This window comes from Oleiagrimonas sp. MCCC 1A03011 (assembly GCF_003267965.1).
Classification (GTDB): Bacteria; Pseudomonadota; Gammaproteobacteria; order Xanthomonadales; family Rhodanobacteraceae; genus Oleiagrimonas; species Oleiagrimonas citrea.
Map to the genome: position 1 here is coordinate 14,339 of NZ_MSPY01000006.1, position 14,763 is coordinate 29,101.

At 63.3% G+C, this 14,763-nt stretch carries 13 protein-coding genes; 4 read left to right on the forward strand and 9 right to left on the reverse strand.

Annotated features, from left to right (window positions below):
- Positions 1-14: 14 nt before the first annotated feature.
- The 3 genes from rarD to dtd all read right to left on the reverse strand — a co-directional run bounded on the left by rarD (position 15) and on the right by dtd (position 3,818).
- Complete coding sequence (gene rarD, locus BTJ49_RS11925; RefSeq protein ID WP_206098410.1) at positions 15-980, reverse strand: EamA family transporter RarD; 966 nt, start codon at positions 978-980, stop codon at positions 15-17.
- Positions 981-1,278: 298 nt separating this feature from the next.
- Positions 1,279-3,162, reverse strand: coding sequence for an RNA polymerase sigma factor RpoD (gene rpoD, locus BTJ49_RS11930; protein ID WP_113065647.1), 1,884 nt, complete (start codon positions 3,160-3,162; stop codon positions 1,279-1,281).
- Positions 3,163-3,377: 215 nt separating this feature from the next.
- The gene (gene dtd, locus BTJ49_RS11935; protein ID WP_113065648.1) at positions 3,378-3,818 is read right to left on the reverse strand and encodes a D-aminoacyl-tRNA deacylase; all 441 of its coding nucleotides are present in this window, start codon (positions 3,816-3,818) and stop codon (positions 3,378-3,380) included.
- 447 nt (positions 3,819-4,265) lie between these two features.
- On the opposite strand from dtd, the gene BTJ49_RS11940 reads away from it, so the two are divergent.
- Positions 4,266-5,156: a lipid A biosynthesis acyltransferase gene (locus BTJ49_RS11940; protein ID WP_113065649.1), complete on the forward strand. Its 891-nt coding sequence runs from the start codon at positions 4,266-4,268 to the stop codon at positions 5,154-5,156.
- Between the two features lie 63 nt (positions 5,157-5,219).
- Here BTJ49_RS11940 and BTJ49_RS11945 read toward each other — a convergent pair whose 3' ends face one another.
- The 5 genes from BTJ49_RS11945 to BTJ49_RS11965 form a co-directional block, all read right to left on the reverse strand.
- Positions 5,220-5,543, reverse strand: coding sequence for a tetratricopeptide repeat protein (locus BTJ49_RS11945; protein ID WP_206098411.1), 324 nt, complete (start codon positions 5,541-5,543; stop codon positions 5,220-5,222).
- The gene (locus BTJ49_RS11950; RefSeq protein ID WP_240601824.1) at positions 5,543-7,264 is read right to left on the reverse strand and encodes a glycosyltransferase family 39 protein; all 1,722 of its coding nucleotides are present in this window, start codon (positions 7,262-7,264) and stop codon (positions 5,543-5,545) included. Before BTJ49_RS11950 ends, BTJ49_RS11945 begins: the two co-directional genes overlap by 1 nt.
- Before the next feature lie 57 nt (positions 7,265-7,321).
- Entirely contained in the window at positions 7,322-8,137 is an 816-nt protein-coding gene (locus BTJ49_RS11955) for a glycosyltransferase family 2 protein (RefSeq protein ID WP_113065650.1), read from the reverse strand.
- 47 nt (positions 8,138-8,184) lie between these two features.
- Complete coding sequence (locus BTJ49_RS11960; protein WP_113065651.1) at positions 8,185-8,646, reverse strand: adenylyltransferase/cytidyltransferase family protein; 462 nt, start codon at positions 8,644-8,646, stop codon at positions 8,185-8,187.
- 74 nt (positions 8,647-8,720) lie between these two features.
- A complete protein-coding gene (locus tag BTJ49_RS11965) occupies positions 8,721-9,728 on the reverse strand; it encodes a CDP-glycerol glycerophosphotransferase family protein (RefSeq protein WP_113065652.1) in 1,008 nt (335 codons plus the stop codon).
- Between the two features lie 497 nt (positions 9,729-10,225).
- On the opposite strand from BTJ49_RS11965, the gene BTJ49_RS11970 reads away from it, so the two are divergent.
- A complete protein-coding gene (locus BTJ49_RS11970) occupies positions 10,226-11,479 on the forward strand; it encodes an O-antigen ligase family protein (RefSeq protein ID WP_113065653.1) in 1,254 nt (417 codons plus the stop codon).
- A 2-nt stretch (positions 11,480-11,481) separates the two neighbouring features.
- On the opposite strand, the gene BTJ49_RS11975 is transcribed toward BTJ49_RS11970, so the two are convergent.
- A complete protein-coding gene (locus BTJ49_RS11975; RefSeq protein ID WP_113065654.1) occupies positions 11,482-12,600 on the reverse strand; it encodes a glycosyltransferase in 1,119 nt (372 codons plus the stop codon).
- Between the two features lie 250 nt (positions 12,601-12,850).
- On the opposite strand from BTJ49_RS11975, the gene BTJ49_RS11980 reads away from it, so the two are divergent.
- Together BTJ49_RS11980 and BTJ49_RS11985 are read left to right on the forward strand one after the other, a co-directional pair.
- Positions 12,851-13,798 carry a UDP-glucuronic acid decarboxylase family protein gene (locus BTJ49_RS11980; RefSeq protein ID WP_113065655.1) on the forward strand — a complete coding sequence of 316 codons (948 nt, stop codon included), beginning with the start codon at positions 12,851-12,853 and terminating at the stop codon, positions 13,796-13,798.
- A complete protein-coding gene (locus BTJ49_RS11985) occupies positions 13,795-14,742 on the forward strand; it encodes a glycosyltransferase family A protein (RefSeq protein WP_113065656.1) in 948 nt (315 codons plus the stop codon). The genes BTJ49_RS11980 and BTJ49_RS11985 overlap by 4 nt, the downstream gene beginning before the upstream one ends.
- Positions 14,743-14,763 lie beyond the last annotated feature (21 nt).

Below are 14,763 nucleotides of genomic sequence, written 5' to 3' on the forward strand. Positions count from 1 at the left end.
GTCCGGCGGATCGTCTATTGAGAGGTCTCTGAGGCGGGCATGAGTGCCGCCTTGCGACGCAGTCGCGCGTTGCGGCGGTTGTGGCGCAGGGCGTCGGTGGTGAGGATGGCCAGGGCAAACCAGATGATGCCGAAGCCGATCCAGTGGCTGGGCGGCATGGGCTCGTGGTTCACCGCCACGGCGATGATGAACTGCAGGGTCGGGGCGATGTACTGCAGCATGCCGACGACGCTCAATGGCAGACGCCGCGCGGCGGCGGCGAACAGGGTCAGCGGGGCGGCGGTGATGATGCCGGTGGAGGCCAGCAGCAGCATGCTGGTGGCGCCGTGCGTGGTGAAGTGCGACTGGCCGTGCGCGGTCATCCACCACAGCGCGCCGGCGGCCAGCGGCGACAGCAGCAGGGTTTCCACGCCGAGGCTGGCGAACGCGCCGCTGCGTCGGCCGGCGAAGCTCTTGGTCAGTCCGTACAGGGCGAAGCTGAAGGCCAGGCCGAGAGCGATCCACGGTAGTTGGCCATCGCCGACGGCGATCACCAGCACGGCGGTCAGGCCGATGCCCATCGCCAGCCATTGCAGCGGGCGCAGGCGTTCGCGCAGCACCAGCACGCCGAGGCCTACCGTCAGCAAGGGGTTGGTGAAGTAGCCCAGCGAGGCCTGCAGCACCTGCTGGTGGTTGGCGGCGTAGACGTAGATCAGCCAGTTCGCCGCGATCAGTGCCGCCGCGAGGGCCAGGAAACCGAGCTGGCGCGGGTGGGTCAGCGCTTCGCGCATGTCGCGCAGCTTGCCGGTGAAGGCGAGCACGCCGACGCAGATCAGCAGCGTCCACAGCGCGCGGTGGGCGACGATCTCCAGGTCCGGCGCGAAGTCCAGTTGCACGAAATACAGCGGCAGGACGCCCCAGATGCCGTAGCAGGCCAGGCCGAACAACAGGCCGCTGCGGTGCGTGGCGCGCGGGTCGGAACCGGAGTGGAGGTCGGACACGGGGGGAATCCTTGGTCGGCAGTAGGTGCGTGTGGGGGCGCGCACCGATACAGGGTGGCATAGCTTGGGGGCGAAACGCGGGCGGCTCAAGGCGCGGAGGCGGGCAGGGTAGGCGCCCGCATCCATGCGAAGGTGGCCAACCTAGCGGATACGGCTTTGCGAGGTGGGTGTTTCGTCATGAAACATCCTCACATCGGCATGGTGGAGCCGAAGCATCCGTGCGTCGAGTTCTGCCTCTACACATACGAAAACGGCCGCGCGAGGCGGCCGTTTCCGGGATCTTGCGGTGTGGCGTCGGTCAGTCGTGGTCGAGGAACGAACGCAGCTGCTCCGAGCGGCTCGGATGACGCAGCTTGCGCAGGGCCTTGGCCTCGATCTGGCGGATGCGCTCGCGGGTGACGTCGAACTGCTTGCCAACCTCTTCCAGCGTGTGATCGGTGTTCATGTCGATGCCGAAGCGCATGCGCAGCACCTTGGCTTCGCGCGGCGTCAGGCCGGCGAGGATGTCGCGCACGTTCTCGATCAGGCCGGTCGCGGTCGCCGCGTCGACCGGCAGGTCGACGTTGACGTCCTCGATGAAGTCGCCCAGGTGCGAATCCTCGTCGTCGCCGATCGGCGTTTCCATGGAGATCGGCTCCTTGGCGATCTTCAGCACCTTGCGGACCTTGTCCTCGGGCATCTCCATGACCTTGGCCAGTTCTTCCGGCGTCGCCTCGCGGCCGAACTGCTGCAGCATCTGGCGGCTGATGCGGTTGAGCTTGTTGATGGTCTCGATCATGTGCACCGGAATGCGGATGGTGCGCGCCTGATCGGCGATCGAACGCGTGATGGCCTGACGGATCCACCACGTGGCGTAGGTCGAGAACTTGTAGCCGCGACGGTATTCGAACTTGTCCACCGCCTTCATCAGGCCGATGTTGCCCTCCTGGATCAGGTCCAGGAACTGCAGGCCGCGGTTGGTGTACTTCTTGGCGATGGAGATCACCAGGCGCAGGTTGGCCTCGACCATTTCCTTCTTGGCGCGGCGGGCCTTGGCCTCGCCAATGGACATGGCGCGGTTGATTTCCTTGATGTCGGCCAGCGGCAGGTACAGCGCGGCGGCGATGTCGAACAGTTTCTGCTGCTCGGCGTCGATCTCTTCCAGGTGCTTCTTCAGCGCCGGTACCCACTTCTGACGCTTGCGCGCCAGCTCCGCACCCCACTCGATGCGACCTTCGTTGGCCGGGAAGGTCTTCAGGAACTCGCTGCGCGGCATGCGGCACTTCTTGACCATGATGTGCATCAGCGTGCGCTCATGGCGGCGAATGGTGTTGACCACTTCGCGCATCTTGCGCACGAAGCCGTCGATCAGCACCGAAGGCAGCTTGAGGGCCATGAAGCCCTCGGCCATCTGATCGCGGATCTTGGTGACCTTCTTGTCGTCGATCTCGTACTTGCCGGCGGCGCGCTGGAACTTGCCGTACAGCGTGCGCAGCGCTTCGATGCGACGCTCGACTTCCTCGGGATCGGGGCCGGTGTTGGTGTTCTTCTTCTCGTCCTCGTCGTCCCCGTCGTCGTCATCCGAATCGTCGTCGGAATCCCCGTCGGCGTCGTCGTTGGAGCTGGCGCTGTCGTCGTCGTCCTTGCTGTTGTTGTTGCTCATGACGTCGTTGGGATCCTCGACGTCGTTGAAGCCGGCAAGGATCTCGGACAGGCGCTTCTTGCCGTCCTTGTGCAGATCGTATTCCTCGATCAGCAGCTGGATCGCCCACGGGAAGCTGGCCAGCGCGGTCTGGACCTGCAGCAGGCCTTCCTCGATGCGCTTGGCGATGGCGATCTCGCCCTCGCGGGTGAGCAGCTCGACCGTGCCCATCTCGCGCATGTACATGCGCACGGGATCGGTGGTGCGACCGACTTCCGCGTTGGCCGCCGAGAACAGCGCCACGGCTTCTTCGGCCGCGGTGTCGTCGTCGTTGCCGGTGGCAGCGTCGGGGTTGATCATGTCGCTGTCGGGCGCCGACTCGTGCACCTCGATGCCCATGCCGTTGATCATCGAGATGATGTCTTCGATCTGCTCCGAATCGACGACGTCGTCGGGCAGGTGATCGTTGACCTCGGCATAGGTCAGGTAGCCCTGCTCACGACCCTTCGTGATGAGCTGCTTGATCTCCGACTGCTGCTGATGAGCCTTGTTGTTTTCCATAGATGAAACCGCGGGACCCGGAACCGTTCAGTGTACCAGATGGTGATTTTTTAGCCAGTATTCAAGCGTGCTTTCGTTGCGAGGGAGGCGAAGCAAAAAGCATGCCTGACAAGGGTTTGCAGGCCCTTTCTTGCGCCCGGTCGGTCAGCGCGGGTCGGTGACGCGGGCGCCGCGCCCGCATCGAGTGCGGGCGCGGCGGGCGGAGTCGGGGAGACTCAACGGGCCTGGAGCCAGAACGTCACCGGGCCGTCATTGACCAGGCTGATTACCATATGGGCGCCGAAACGCCCGATTTCCACCCCCGGATGCGCTTCGCGCGCTAATTCGACCAGGCGGTCGAACCATTGCCGTGCGTGCGCCGGGCTGGCGGCGCTGGTGAAACTGGGGCGTGAGCCCTTGGCGGTGTCGGCGGCGAGGGTGAACTGGCTGACCAGCAGCAGGCCGCCGCCGGTGTCGTGCAGCGAGCGGTTCATGCGGCCCTCGTCGTCGGCGAACACGCGGTAGCCGAGCAGTCGCTCGCGCATGCGGCAGGCCTGTTTCTCGCCGTCGCCGGGTTCGACCGCGACCAGTGCCAGCAAGCCGGGACCGATGGCGCCGACGGTGTCCTGGTCCACTCGGACGCTGGCTTCGGTGACGCGTTGAATCAGGGCAATCATGGTTGTTCTGCGGGGCGTTGAGAGGTCGGTGGAGCGTGCACGCGGCCGGGTCGCGGCGCGGAGGCGCTCTACCATGCCTGCGTCGGCGTGCGCGGTCGAGTCCTGAGCGGTCGTGATGTCGGTCCAGACACGTGCGTGCGCAGGGAGAAAGTGCGGTCGAGGAAGCCTGGTAGGTAGGTGATTTTCTCCGGTGCGATGTTCGGGTGGCTGGGGGTGTGCAGGGCGAACTCGCGGCGGAGCGGTGGCGCGGTGAAACGCCTGCGGGCCGCGGCATGCGAGTCATTCCATGCGGAAATCGCCCGCTTCGATCATCTGCGCGAACAGGTCCTGAATGGGGGTCTCGAGGGGCGGTCGGTCATGCCTGGTTCGCGCCGGCTCTTGCCGTTGTCGGCATGCCCGCGAAGGAGGTGATCCCGCATGCGCATTGCATTCGCTACACTTCCCCGAATGCGTCCCGATATTGCCGTGCTGTACGTCCTGTTGCGCCTGCTGGCGTTCCTGCCGCTGCGCCTGTTGCATGCCGTCGGAGGCGGCATGGGGCGGTTGATGGGCATGTTCGGCGCGCGTTCGGCGCATACGGCCCGGGTGAACATGTCCATCGCGCGCGGCGACCTGCCGCCGGCGGAGCAGCGCCGACTGGCGGCCGCGTGCCTACGTGAGCAGGGGCGTTCGGTGATGGAGATGGCCAGTGTCTGGGGCAGTGGCGCGCGGCGCGCGCTCAGGCGCGTGCGGGACGTGCGCGGTGAGGAGCATTTCCGCGCCGCGCTGGAGCGTGGCCGCGGCGTGATCATCGCCGCCCCGCACCTGGGCTGCTGGGAGCTGCTCAATTACTGGCTCTGTAGTCAGACGAGCATGGCGATCCTGTATCGGCCGCCGCATGTGAAGGCATTGGAGGCTTTGCTGCGCAAGGTGCGCGGTGATCTGGCCCCGGAGCAGGTGCGCGCCGAAGGTGCCGGAGTGCGCACGCTGTTCAAGCGGCTGGCCGCGGGCGGCACGGTGGGCATTCTTCCGGATCAGAAGCCGCGCCAGGGCGATGGCCGTTTCGCACCGTTCTACGGGCGGCGCGCCCTGACCATGGTGCTGCTGCCGCGACTGGCCGCGCGCACCGGTGCCACGGTGCTGTTCGCGTTTGCCGAACGTCTGCCGAAGGGCGCGGGCTACCGCATCCATTTACTGCCGGCGCCGGAAGGGCTGGATGATGTCGATCCGGATCGCGCCTGCGCGGCGCTCAATCGCGGCGTCGCCGCATGCGTCGAACAGGCGTTCACGCAGTACCAGTGGACGTATCGCCGTTTCACGCCGCCGGCGCCCGGCGATCACAATCCCTACAACGAATAGGCCGGCGCTCCGCGCGGGCAGCGCTGCGCGGGTCGTACAGGGTACGAAGACCGTCGGCGAGGCTTATGTGCGGGGCTTCTGCAGTCGCCGCAGAAAGACCTGCATTTCCTTCTGCGCCTGTTTGTCGCCGCGACGCGCAGCGGCGTCGATGCCGCGCTGCCAGGCTTCGGCGGCGGCATCGAGATCCTCACGCGCAAGTTCTGCCTTGCCCAGCAGTTTCCACGCCGCCGAGTAGTCCGGGTCGAAATCGACCGCGGCGCGGAAGGCATCGCAGGCCTCCGCGGTGCGCCCGGCGTCGAGCAGCGCGTTGCCCAGCGCGAAGCGCAGCAGGGCCCCGTCGCGGGGGCCACCCACCTGCGCCTGCAGCGGAGCGATGCGGTCGGCCATCAGTGCGTCCGCGCGTGGCGATAGCGCCAGTAGTCCGGCGAGGGGAGCAGACGCGTGGGTTGCGCCGGTTCCGGCGGCGTCTCGCCTGAGCTCATCGCCGCCAGCGTGCTGGCCTTCCACAGCACCAGCCAGTCGCCGCGGAACGGCTGCACCAGCAGCGCGTAGCGCAGGTCGTTCGGTTGCAGATCGTCGTTCTGCCGGTACGTCGCCACGAGTCCATCCGGATGCTGTGCGGCGAACGCCAGAATGCTTTTTTGACCGTGTAATTGCCGTACCGGGGTCCGCAGGCGCGCACGGAATGTGAACTGGCCTTCCGGGTAACCGACGCTGGCGGTCGCGTGGCCTTCCGCACTGGCCTGCGCGAACAGCGCGCTGGCTTGGCGCAGGTCGTAGGGCGTCCACAGGGCGAGCGTGAACAGAGCATTGGCGGCGAAGGTGCCGATCAGGCCGCCGATGGCGATGCGGCGCAGTTCGCCGCGGCCGCGCATCAGCAGCAGAAGGCTCATCAGCAGGTAGATGACACCGAAGTAGCGGCTGTAGGCCGCCAGGTCGACCATCCAGTGGCTGGCGAATGGCGGTCGGCCGGCCAGCGACGGCAGCACCAGCAGCAGGACGCCGAAGGCGACGCCGCCGAGCGCCATGAGCCAGCCGCCCAGCCAGGGCGTGCTGGCCAGGCGAGGGTGACGTTCGCGCAGCAGCGCCACGGCGGCCGCGATCAGCATCACCGCGCCGCCAAATTCGGGCAGCGGGTAGTACAGCTGCTTGCCGCTGATCAGCGAGAAGCCCAGCAGCACCGGCAGCAGCCAACTCAGCAGGAAGCGGATGCCCGGCAGCAGCGGCCGGCGCAGACTGGCCACGGCGACCCAGGCGCGCGGCCAGGCCGCGAACGGGAACAGCAGCACCGGCAGCCATTGCAGGTACCACCACAGCGGTCGGGCGTGCGCGAATGAATCGACCACGCGGCCGCCGGTCTGCTTGAACAGCAGTTTGTCGGCGTAGGCATGGCCACCCAGTTCCAACGCTGGCCACAGCCAGGCGCCCAGCATCAGCAGTCCGCCGACGATGGCCAGCAGCCCGAAGCCATACCAGCGCGCCTTCTCGCGGCGTGCGTAGTCGCTCCACAGCGGACCGAGCAGCCACGGGAAAGCGATGTGCAGCAGCATCACCGGTCCCTTGGTCAGCAGGCCGGCGCCGATCCAGAAGCCGAACAGCCACCAGCGCGGCGCCACGCGCCTGGCGTTGGGGATCAGCGTCAGCAGTGCCGACAGCACGCAGACGCCGAGCAGCACCTCGTACATGATCTGCAGGCTGAACAGGAACGCATAGGCCAGCGCTGCGAGCATCCACGGCGTGGCCTTGGCGATCCACGGGCGGTCCGGAAACAGGCGGCGAGCGATGGTCGCCGCCAGCACCAACTGCGCGGCGCCGAAGCCGACTTCGAGAATGCGCGGCCACACGTCGTTGACGCCGAATGCGAACCAGCCGGCGTGAATCAGCCAGAACAGCAGCGGGACCTTGTGGCTGTAGGGCGCGCCGTTGAAGTACGGCACGATCCAGTGGTGCCCGCTCCACATCTCCCAGGCCACGGCCAGGGTGCGGGTCGAGTACATCGGCATCGGCCCGTGGGCGAAGATCGCCAGCAGGGCGAGCACGGTCCACAGCGGAAGCCATGGCCACAGCGCGCGCAGGTGTTCGGAGCGGCTGAGATGGTTCGATGACACGTTTAATTCCTAATGGTTGCTTGCGGGCCAAATGCCCCTTTAGTGGCCACTGTGCTTCTATCGGTCTAGTTCGTGCCGTTTCAGGGTATTAGCGGCTAACTCGATCGATTCGCTGTTACGACACATTTCGTAGTAACGCATGCGCTTGTACACCGCGTACGCGGCATTGGTTTGTGAAACAATGAAGCCTCGCCAGCCATCGAGAACGGCCCTGCGGATGAAGTAGTCCTTGAGGAAGGTCGATACGAATACAACTGGACAGTCCCACATGCGAGGCTTTCGGCCTTTTTGCATCCAGTCACGCGCTTTGAGTTCCGCGTATCGCAAAACTTTGAGTCCTTTGTGCACCAGTGTGGGGTTGTTGGTGTGTTCGAATGGAGCGGTAAAACTTGTCTGTCGTCCGTCCCAGGTCAGTGATTCGTGCACGCGGACGTCCCGCCAGCGAGCACGGTCGCGGTGATACAAGCGTGCCAGTTTCTCGCCTACCATCGGTTTGTACCAGCGCATCGGTGCGCCCATGTACAGCGTGCGTCGGCGCAAAATTCCGACAGCGATATCCGACTCCATCAATGTGGGCAGGCGTTGTGCCAGTTCCTGGGCGAGTTGTTTGGAAAGATGCTCGTCGGCATCCAGTGCGAGCACCCAGTTGTGCGAGCACTGCGAACTTCCGAAGTTCCGTTGAGGTCCGAATCCTAGCCATTCATGTTCGATGACGCGTGCGCCATGCGCACGAGCGATTTCACGCGTGCCGTCCGTGCTTCCGCAGTCGATGATCAGTTTTTCGTCGGCGAACGGAACGCTATCGAGGCAGCGCGCAATGAACGCGGCCTCGTTGTGAGTCAGTACGAGCAGGGTGATCGGAAGTGTGTGCATGCTGTTTTCGGACCGTCGGTGGGATTCGTGTTGTGATGCTGGGCGCATCACTCGAAGCGCTCGACGATGGTCGAAATGACGCCAAGCGCCTGTTTCAGTTCCTCGACGTGAGCCTTGTCGAGCACGCGCAGTGCGTCTTTGATCCGCGTGCTGGATATGCCCTCGGTGCGTGGGAGGTAGACGACTTTGCAAAGCGGCTTCAGTTCATCGAACTGACCTTCCCAGTCGTTGCCCATGCCAAATACGTTGACCTTGAACTGGCGGATGTCTTCGGCTTTTTGTGCCCAAGAATTCTCTGCGAAAGCGTGGTCGACGCATTTGATGTTCTGCACGATGCGCAGTCGGTCCTCGAAGCGCACGATAGTCTGCTTGCCTTTGGTTGTGTTGAATGCGTCGGTAGAAACGCCGACGATCAATCGGTCGCCCAGTTCGCGCAAGCGCTCCAGAAGATTCAAATGGCCTACATGGAACAGGTCGAACGTTCCATACGTCAACACGGTTTTGCTCATAAGCGCAAAATCTCCCGAAGAGTAAGACTCGGCTCCGACCATCGGACAGCGTACCGGAGCGGTCTGAGAAGCGCCTAGCGTAGCGCGCGACGGTACTTGAGTCGGCGAAGGGGGCTCAATGGTTTGCGCTTGAGTTCGCCGTAGCCGTTTCTGAGCATGTCTTCAACGGCATCGAGTATGCGTTCGCTGGAGCGACCATCATGGTACGGATGCATGGCTTGAGCGTAGTGTTCGCGTGCTTCCCGAGTCGGATCGTCCCCTTCTAGCAGAGTTTCGAGTGCTGCTTCGAGCTGGCCGGGTTCGTTCAGATTCAGAAGGTGCGGGCCGGGGGCCCGGTTGCGGAATGCAATGACCGGCTTGTGGAGCAACATGAATTCGGCTGCTGCGGAGGATGTGTCGGTCAGCATCACATCGGCCTCCTTAAGCAATGGAAGCAGTGAGCTGTCGGTAGAAATATGGAACTTGTCGCTTTGTATGGCGCGGAGCGGTGCGGCGAATTCATCAGCCATTTTTGGGTGAAACTTGAGTGTCCAGCGCCAGTCGCGACGGGCCACTATGTCGGCAATGGTCCCGGCGAGCGCGGGAGCCGAGGTCAGGGAGGGGCTGAAGGTGGGCGCATACAGGATATGCCGGTCATCGTTTTTTTCTTCGACAGTCGGCTCCCGGAACAGCGGGTCGACCTTGGGCCAGCCGGTTTCGACGACTCGGAACCAGCCATGCTGAGAGGCCAATTCGCGGAAAGGCTTGGTAGTTAGCGGGCCGAAGGTGCAGAACAGGTCGAACATGCCGCGAATGCGGAAGTGGCCTTTTTTTTCGATGCCGAAGCCATGAAAGACCTGCACTTTCAGTCCGGGAAAGAAGGGTGGAACCTCGTTGCCAGGAACCAGTACGGCGTGCGGATCGAATTGTTCGACTTCCTGAATCAGGCGGAGCTGTCGCTCTCCAGCTCGGAGAAAAGAGGGGGAGGGGCCGTTCAGAAACCAGCACACGTCGTCACCGCGTGCTCGCGCAGCGTCCTGTAATGGACGCATGATCTCGAAAGCGTAGGGAAGTTCGGCAAAGAGCAGGTAGCGGTGCGCCATGAGATTTCAGGTTGTTGGTATCAAGTCGGCTTGAGAGGGCTGGGTCACGAGTGATAACCATTCGCAATCACAGGGCGTGTCCTCTTTGTTGGAGGATGCGAGGGTGCCAGAGCATACGAAGCAAGTTGTCGGATCAATATCACGAAGGGGTTGATGCTGTGGCTGCCAACATGATTCAGCTTTGGCAATCGGTCTGCTGTGTGAGGCGTGGATGGCAATTGAAGAATGCGTTGTGGGTGAACGTGGTTGATCGTTGCGCAACTTTGGTGCCTGTACATTCTAGCGGAGATCATGGCGGTGACCGGGGCCACGATGCATGTAGCTCGACCGAAATGGTTTAGAGCGCGATGCGGTCGTGGGTAGCGTGGCGCAAGTTGATGCGAGAAGGCGAAAGATTACGGGATGCTGGGTATGCTTGCGCCTAGGGTGACCTAGGGGTGACGGTACATCGACATGTGCCGCATCGAGATCCGCTGGAACGAATCTGACCATTAGTGATGCTGAACAAGAGCGACAAGAACAACGAGTCGACGCGCCCCTCCTCGACACACACTCCATCTCGAGCACGGCATGCTCGAATCCGGGATCTGCTTGCCGTCGGCCTGCTGTGGTTGCCGGTCGGGATGGCGCTGGTGCTCGGGCCGCATGCAAGCAGCGTGTATCACTGGACGGTGGCGCTGCTGCTGTTCGTGCCCGCGCTCTGGCTCTGGATTGCCGAACGCGGGCGCAGCCTTCGCGATGCACCGCGCGCAGTATTGCTGGTGTGCGCCGCGTTGCTTGTCTGGGCCTGTCTGACTCTGTTCTGGGCCAGTGGAGGGCACCAAGTCGAACGGATCAAGGTGCCCTTGTTCATCGTGCTGTATCTATATGCCTGGGTCGCCTGGGGGCTGTCGCGGCCGGAACGTGTCGAGTTCCTGCTGCGCCTTACCGGGCTGGGGATGGCGCTTAGCGCACTGGTAGCGATGCTGGCGTTTCCCTGGCGCGATATCGTCTGGACGCATCGCATGGTCGGTTTCGACATGCTGGATGGTCCCAATCTTTCTGCCTACGCCATGGGCGCGGCCTTCGTGTGGTTGGCACAGCTGCCGCCTGCGCGAGCGGGATGGCGTGCGTGGTGGCTGGTCGCGCTGGCGACGCTGCTTGTGTTCGTGGTCTGGACCGGCAGCCGCGGCGCATGGCTGGCCCTGTTCGTGTGCCTGGTGAGTCAGCCTCTGTGGCGACCGGGGCGGATGGCGCGCTGGTTTGCTGGCGGCGGTCTGCTCGCGGCCGTTGCGGTCATCGTCCTGAAGCCGGCGGAGCTGCTGCATCGCGGATTGTCCTATCGTCCACAGATTCTGGAGCGTGCGCTGGCCATGATCGAGCGGCATCCCTGGGGCGGACTCGGCATGGGTAGCAAGTACACCATCGCCGTCGGCAACCGGAGCTGGACGCACAGCCACAACCTGTTCAGCAACATCGGTATCGAGTTGGGCCTTCCGGGGCTCGCCCTTTGGTTGGTGCTGTGGTGCTGGGTCGGCTGGATCGGCTGGCGCATGCGCGCCGCCACGTTAGGACGAGTGGTGCTGGGGCTGTGGGTTTTCGCCAGCGTGGCACTGCAGTTCGATGGCCCGAGCCTGTTGCGCAGTCCACGGCCTGAATGGTTGCTGACATGGTTGCCATTCGCCTTGGCGCTCATGCTGATGACGAGATGCGCAAGTCGCGCGTCGTTGCAACGTGATGTCACGGCTGGAAAGCCGCCCATCGAATCCTGAGTTCAGGCCACCGTCTTGCGCAGCGTGCTGCTCTGCGCAGTGCGACATGATATCGAGGCCTGCAGGGACGGTGCCGGGGTGGGAATGGCATAAGGTGGTACGGACAGTACTTCCGGTTCGTCCAGAAGGCGATGCAGGGCGTTGATCAGGCGCAGGCCGAAGTTTTCGCGGTTTTCGCGATGCCACGTGCGGGCAGCCTGTCCCATTTGTTCGAGCCGGTTCTTGTCGATTCGAATTGCGGTTTCGATGGCCTGTTCCATGGCGGCTTCGTCGAAGAAGTGCGTCGTGGCCAGGTGCTGGGTGCCGGTGCGTTCGCACGGTACGAGCAGGCCGCGCTCGGGCGTGATCAGCTCGTTCATCGGCGCGGCATCCACGGTTACGGTCAAGGCGCCGACCGTCATCGCTTCGGCAATATAGTGACCGAAGCCTTCGGTTTCGGACGGACACAGATGAAAGCGATGCGTGTTCTGCAGGCGACGCAATTCGGCGTCGTCGATGTAGCCCACGTGGTGATGGATGTTGGCGGCCGGCGGTCCGGGGCGCGCTGTGCGCGGGTTCTGCACCACGGTCAGTAGTGGCCATTCCGGATGTCGCCGCCACAGTGCCAGCAGACGTTCCGTGCCTTTGGCGTGACTGCGCCCGGCAAGATGGAAGAACGTTGCTTTGCGCGGCTGTTCGGGGTCGAAGCGGCAGCGCCCAGTGAAACCGGTATACATCACGGGTTTGTTCAGGCGGCGGAAGATGCGCTCCGCGTGACGGGTCTTGGCGAGCACCAAGTCGATGTCGCCGAGGTAGCGTCGGTCACGAGGCAGGAACCACTCGGGATTGGGCATGAGCACGTTGTGTCGGGCGAACGGCAGGTCGTCCGGCCAGATGTGCTCGAGCATGATGTTGACGTCGAAGCGTGGCGCCACATGCTTGCCACGCACGCGGCGATAGCGCCACTCGATACGCTTGGCGGGTGGACGTAGCCACTTGGTCAGTTTGCCGCCGCGAATGCCGGTGACAGTCACGTCGAAACCGCCAGCGCGAAGCGTTTCCCCAAGAACGCCCAAGTCGCGACTCAGGCCGACGCCGTTGTCACGGGCAACGAGATTGATGCTGGGCACGTTGATTTCCATGCGAGTTCGTTTTGCGCTTCCGATGCTTACGTGATCGGCAATGAATTGCGCCTGACTAGCCCCCTAGCGTCGCATTTCCCGACCTGTTTTTATTCATATAGCCTACGCGGTTCCGACAATTGTGCATAGCGGCATGCATTCTTGCGGGACAGCGCAGTGCATCGAAGCTCATTCGCAATTGAGGCACACTGTGCTTTCAGTGGGGTGACAGGAGGTCGCCGCGCATACTTCAGGATCTGTGAATACACCCATGAACCGTACCTTGGTTACCGGCGGCGCCGGCTTTCTCGGCTCGCATTTGTGTGAACGGCTTCTCAAAGCCGGGCATGACGTATTGTGCGTAGATAATTATTTCACCGGTGCCAAGCGCAACATCGCGCATCTGATGGATCACCATTATTTCGAGGCGATGCGCCACGATGTGACGTTTCCGCTGTACGTGGAAACCGATCGCATATTCAATCTGGCCTGTCCGGCTTCGCCGGTGCACTACCAGTTCGATCCGGTGCAGACGACCAAGACATCCGTGCACGGGGCGATCAACATGCTTGGTTTGGCCAAGCGGGTGAAGGCGCGCATCCTGCAGGCCTCCACCAGCGAGGTGTATGGCGATCCGGAAGTGCACCCGCAGCAGGAAGGTTATTGGGGGCGGGTCAATCCCATTGGATTACGTGCCTGCTACGACGAAGGCAAGCGCTGCGCCGAGACACTGTTCTTCGATTACCACCGCCAGCACGGCCTGGACATCAAGGTGGTGCGCATCTTCAACACCTATGGCCCACGGATGCACCCGAACGACGGGCGTGTGGTCAGCAACTTCATCGTGCAGGCGCTGAAGGGTGAGGACATCACCATCTACGGCGACGGGCAGCAGACGCGCAGCTTCTGCTACGTCGACGATCTGGTCGAGGCGATGCTGCGCATGATGGATACCGAGACCGGTTTCACCGGACCAATCAACATCGGCAACCCGACCGAATTCACTATGCTGGAATTGGCCGAAAAAGTGCTCGGCATCGTCGGCGGAACATCCAGGCTGGTCTTCAAGCCGTTGCCTGCGGACGATCCGCGCCAGCGTCAGCCCGATATCGCGATGGCACGTGACAAGCTGGATTGGGAGCCGCGCGTCGGACTCGACGACGGGCTACGCGAGACGGTGCGCTATTTCCGCCAATTGCTGACCGAGGTGCCCGCGTGAGCGCCTCCACATCCTTCTCTGTAGTCATCACCAGCTACAACTACCGCGCATACATCGAGCAGGCCATCGAAGGTGTCCTGGCGCAGTCGCGTGCCGCCATGCAGCTGATTGTCGTCGACGACGGCTCCACCGACGGCACGCCCGATCTGTTGCGACAACGTTACGGCGAGGACGCGCGCGTCACCCTGTTGCTGGGCGAGAACGGCGGACAGTTGGTGGCGTTCTTGCGTGGTCTGGCGGCCTGCACGGGCGACGTGGTCTGCTTTCTCGACGCCGACGATCACTGGAGTGCCGATTACCTGGCGCGTATCGGCGCGCTGTACGACAAGCGGCCGGACATCGATTACGTGTTCTCCGATCTGCAACTGTTCGGCGACGAGAATTGCTGGATGGGCTATGCCGATCGTGCGCTGGATCTTGGTTACACCGCGGTGAGCACCTATATGCTGGCGCACTGGTACGGTGCACCGACCTCGGCGCTTTCGCTTCGTCGCGCGATGGCGCAGCAGGTACTGGATCTGCCGCAGGACATGGTACGGACCTGGCGGCTCTCGGCCGATAATTGTCTGGTGTTCGGAACCAGTATTCTGGGCGGCCGCAAGTACTATCTACCGACCGGGCAGGTGCATTACCGCATCCACGGCAAGAACGGCTGGTGGGGGCAGCGCACGCGCGTGAACGAATATCTCAATCGCATGCGCTCGCGTTATCTCATCCAGCACTATGCGCGCCGCATCGGGCTGGACGAGACCTGCCTGGAAAGCGCGAAGCACGAATTCAAGACCAAGCCGGAACCGACTTGGCGTGAAGCGCGCCGATACGCCATGCTAGTGCGCATGCGGCGTGACATCTGGTGGCGCAATCTGGAGCGTGCCGCCGCCATCTTGTGGTCGGTGTGGAAACGCCGGTCGCGGATCGCCAAGGAATATCGCGACCTCCGTTGAGGCGCGAGCAAGGGGAACACC

Coding starts and splice junctions, on each gene's coding strand:
- rpoD (WP_113065647.1), bottom strand. CDS start 3,162: ATGGAAAACAACAAGGCTCATCAGCAGCAGTCGGAGATCAAGCAGCTC.
- dtd (WP_113065648.1), bottom strand. CDS start 3,818: ATGATTGCCCTGATTCAACGCGTCACCGAAGCCAGCGTCCGAGTGGAC.
- BTJ49_RS11940 (WP_113065649.1), top strand. CDS start 4,266: ATGCGTCCCGATATTGCCGTGCTGTACGTCCTGTTGCGCCTGCTGGCG.
- BTJ49_RS11945 (WP_206098411.1), bottom strand. CDS start 5,543: ATGGCCGACCGCATCGCTCCGCTGCAGGCGCAGGTGGGTGGCCCCCGC.
- BTJ49_RS11955 (WP_113065650.1), bottom strand. CDS start 8,137: ATGCACACACTTCCGATCACCCTGCTCGTACTGACTCACAACGAGGCC.
- BTJ49_RS11960 (WP_113065651.1), bottom strand. CDS start 8,646: ATGAGCAAAACCGTGTTGACGTATGGAACGTTCGACCTGTTCCATGTA.
- BTJ49_RS11965 (WP_113065652.1), bottom strand. CDS start 9,728: ATGGCGCACCGCTACCTGCTCTTTGCCGAACTTCCCTACGCTTTCGAG.
- BTJ49_RS11970 (WP_113065653.1), top strand. CDS start 10,226: ATGCTGAACAAGAGCGACAAGAACAACGAGTCGACGCGCCCCTCCTCG.
- BTJ49_RS11975 (WP_113065654.1), bottom strand. CDS start 12,600: ATGGAAATCAACGTGCCCAGCATCAATCTCGTTGCCCGTGACAACGGC.
- BTJ49_RS11980 (WP_113065655.1), top strand. CDS start 12,851: ATGAACCGTACCTTGGTTACCGGCGGCGCCGGCTTTCTCGGCTCGCAT.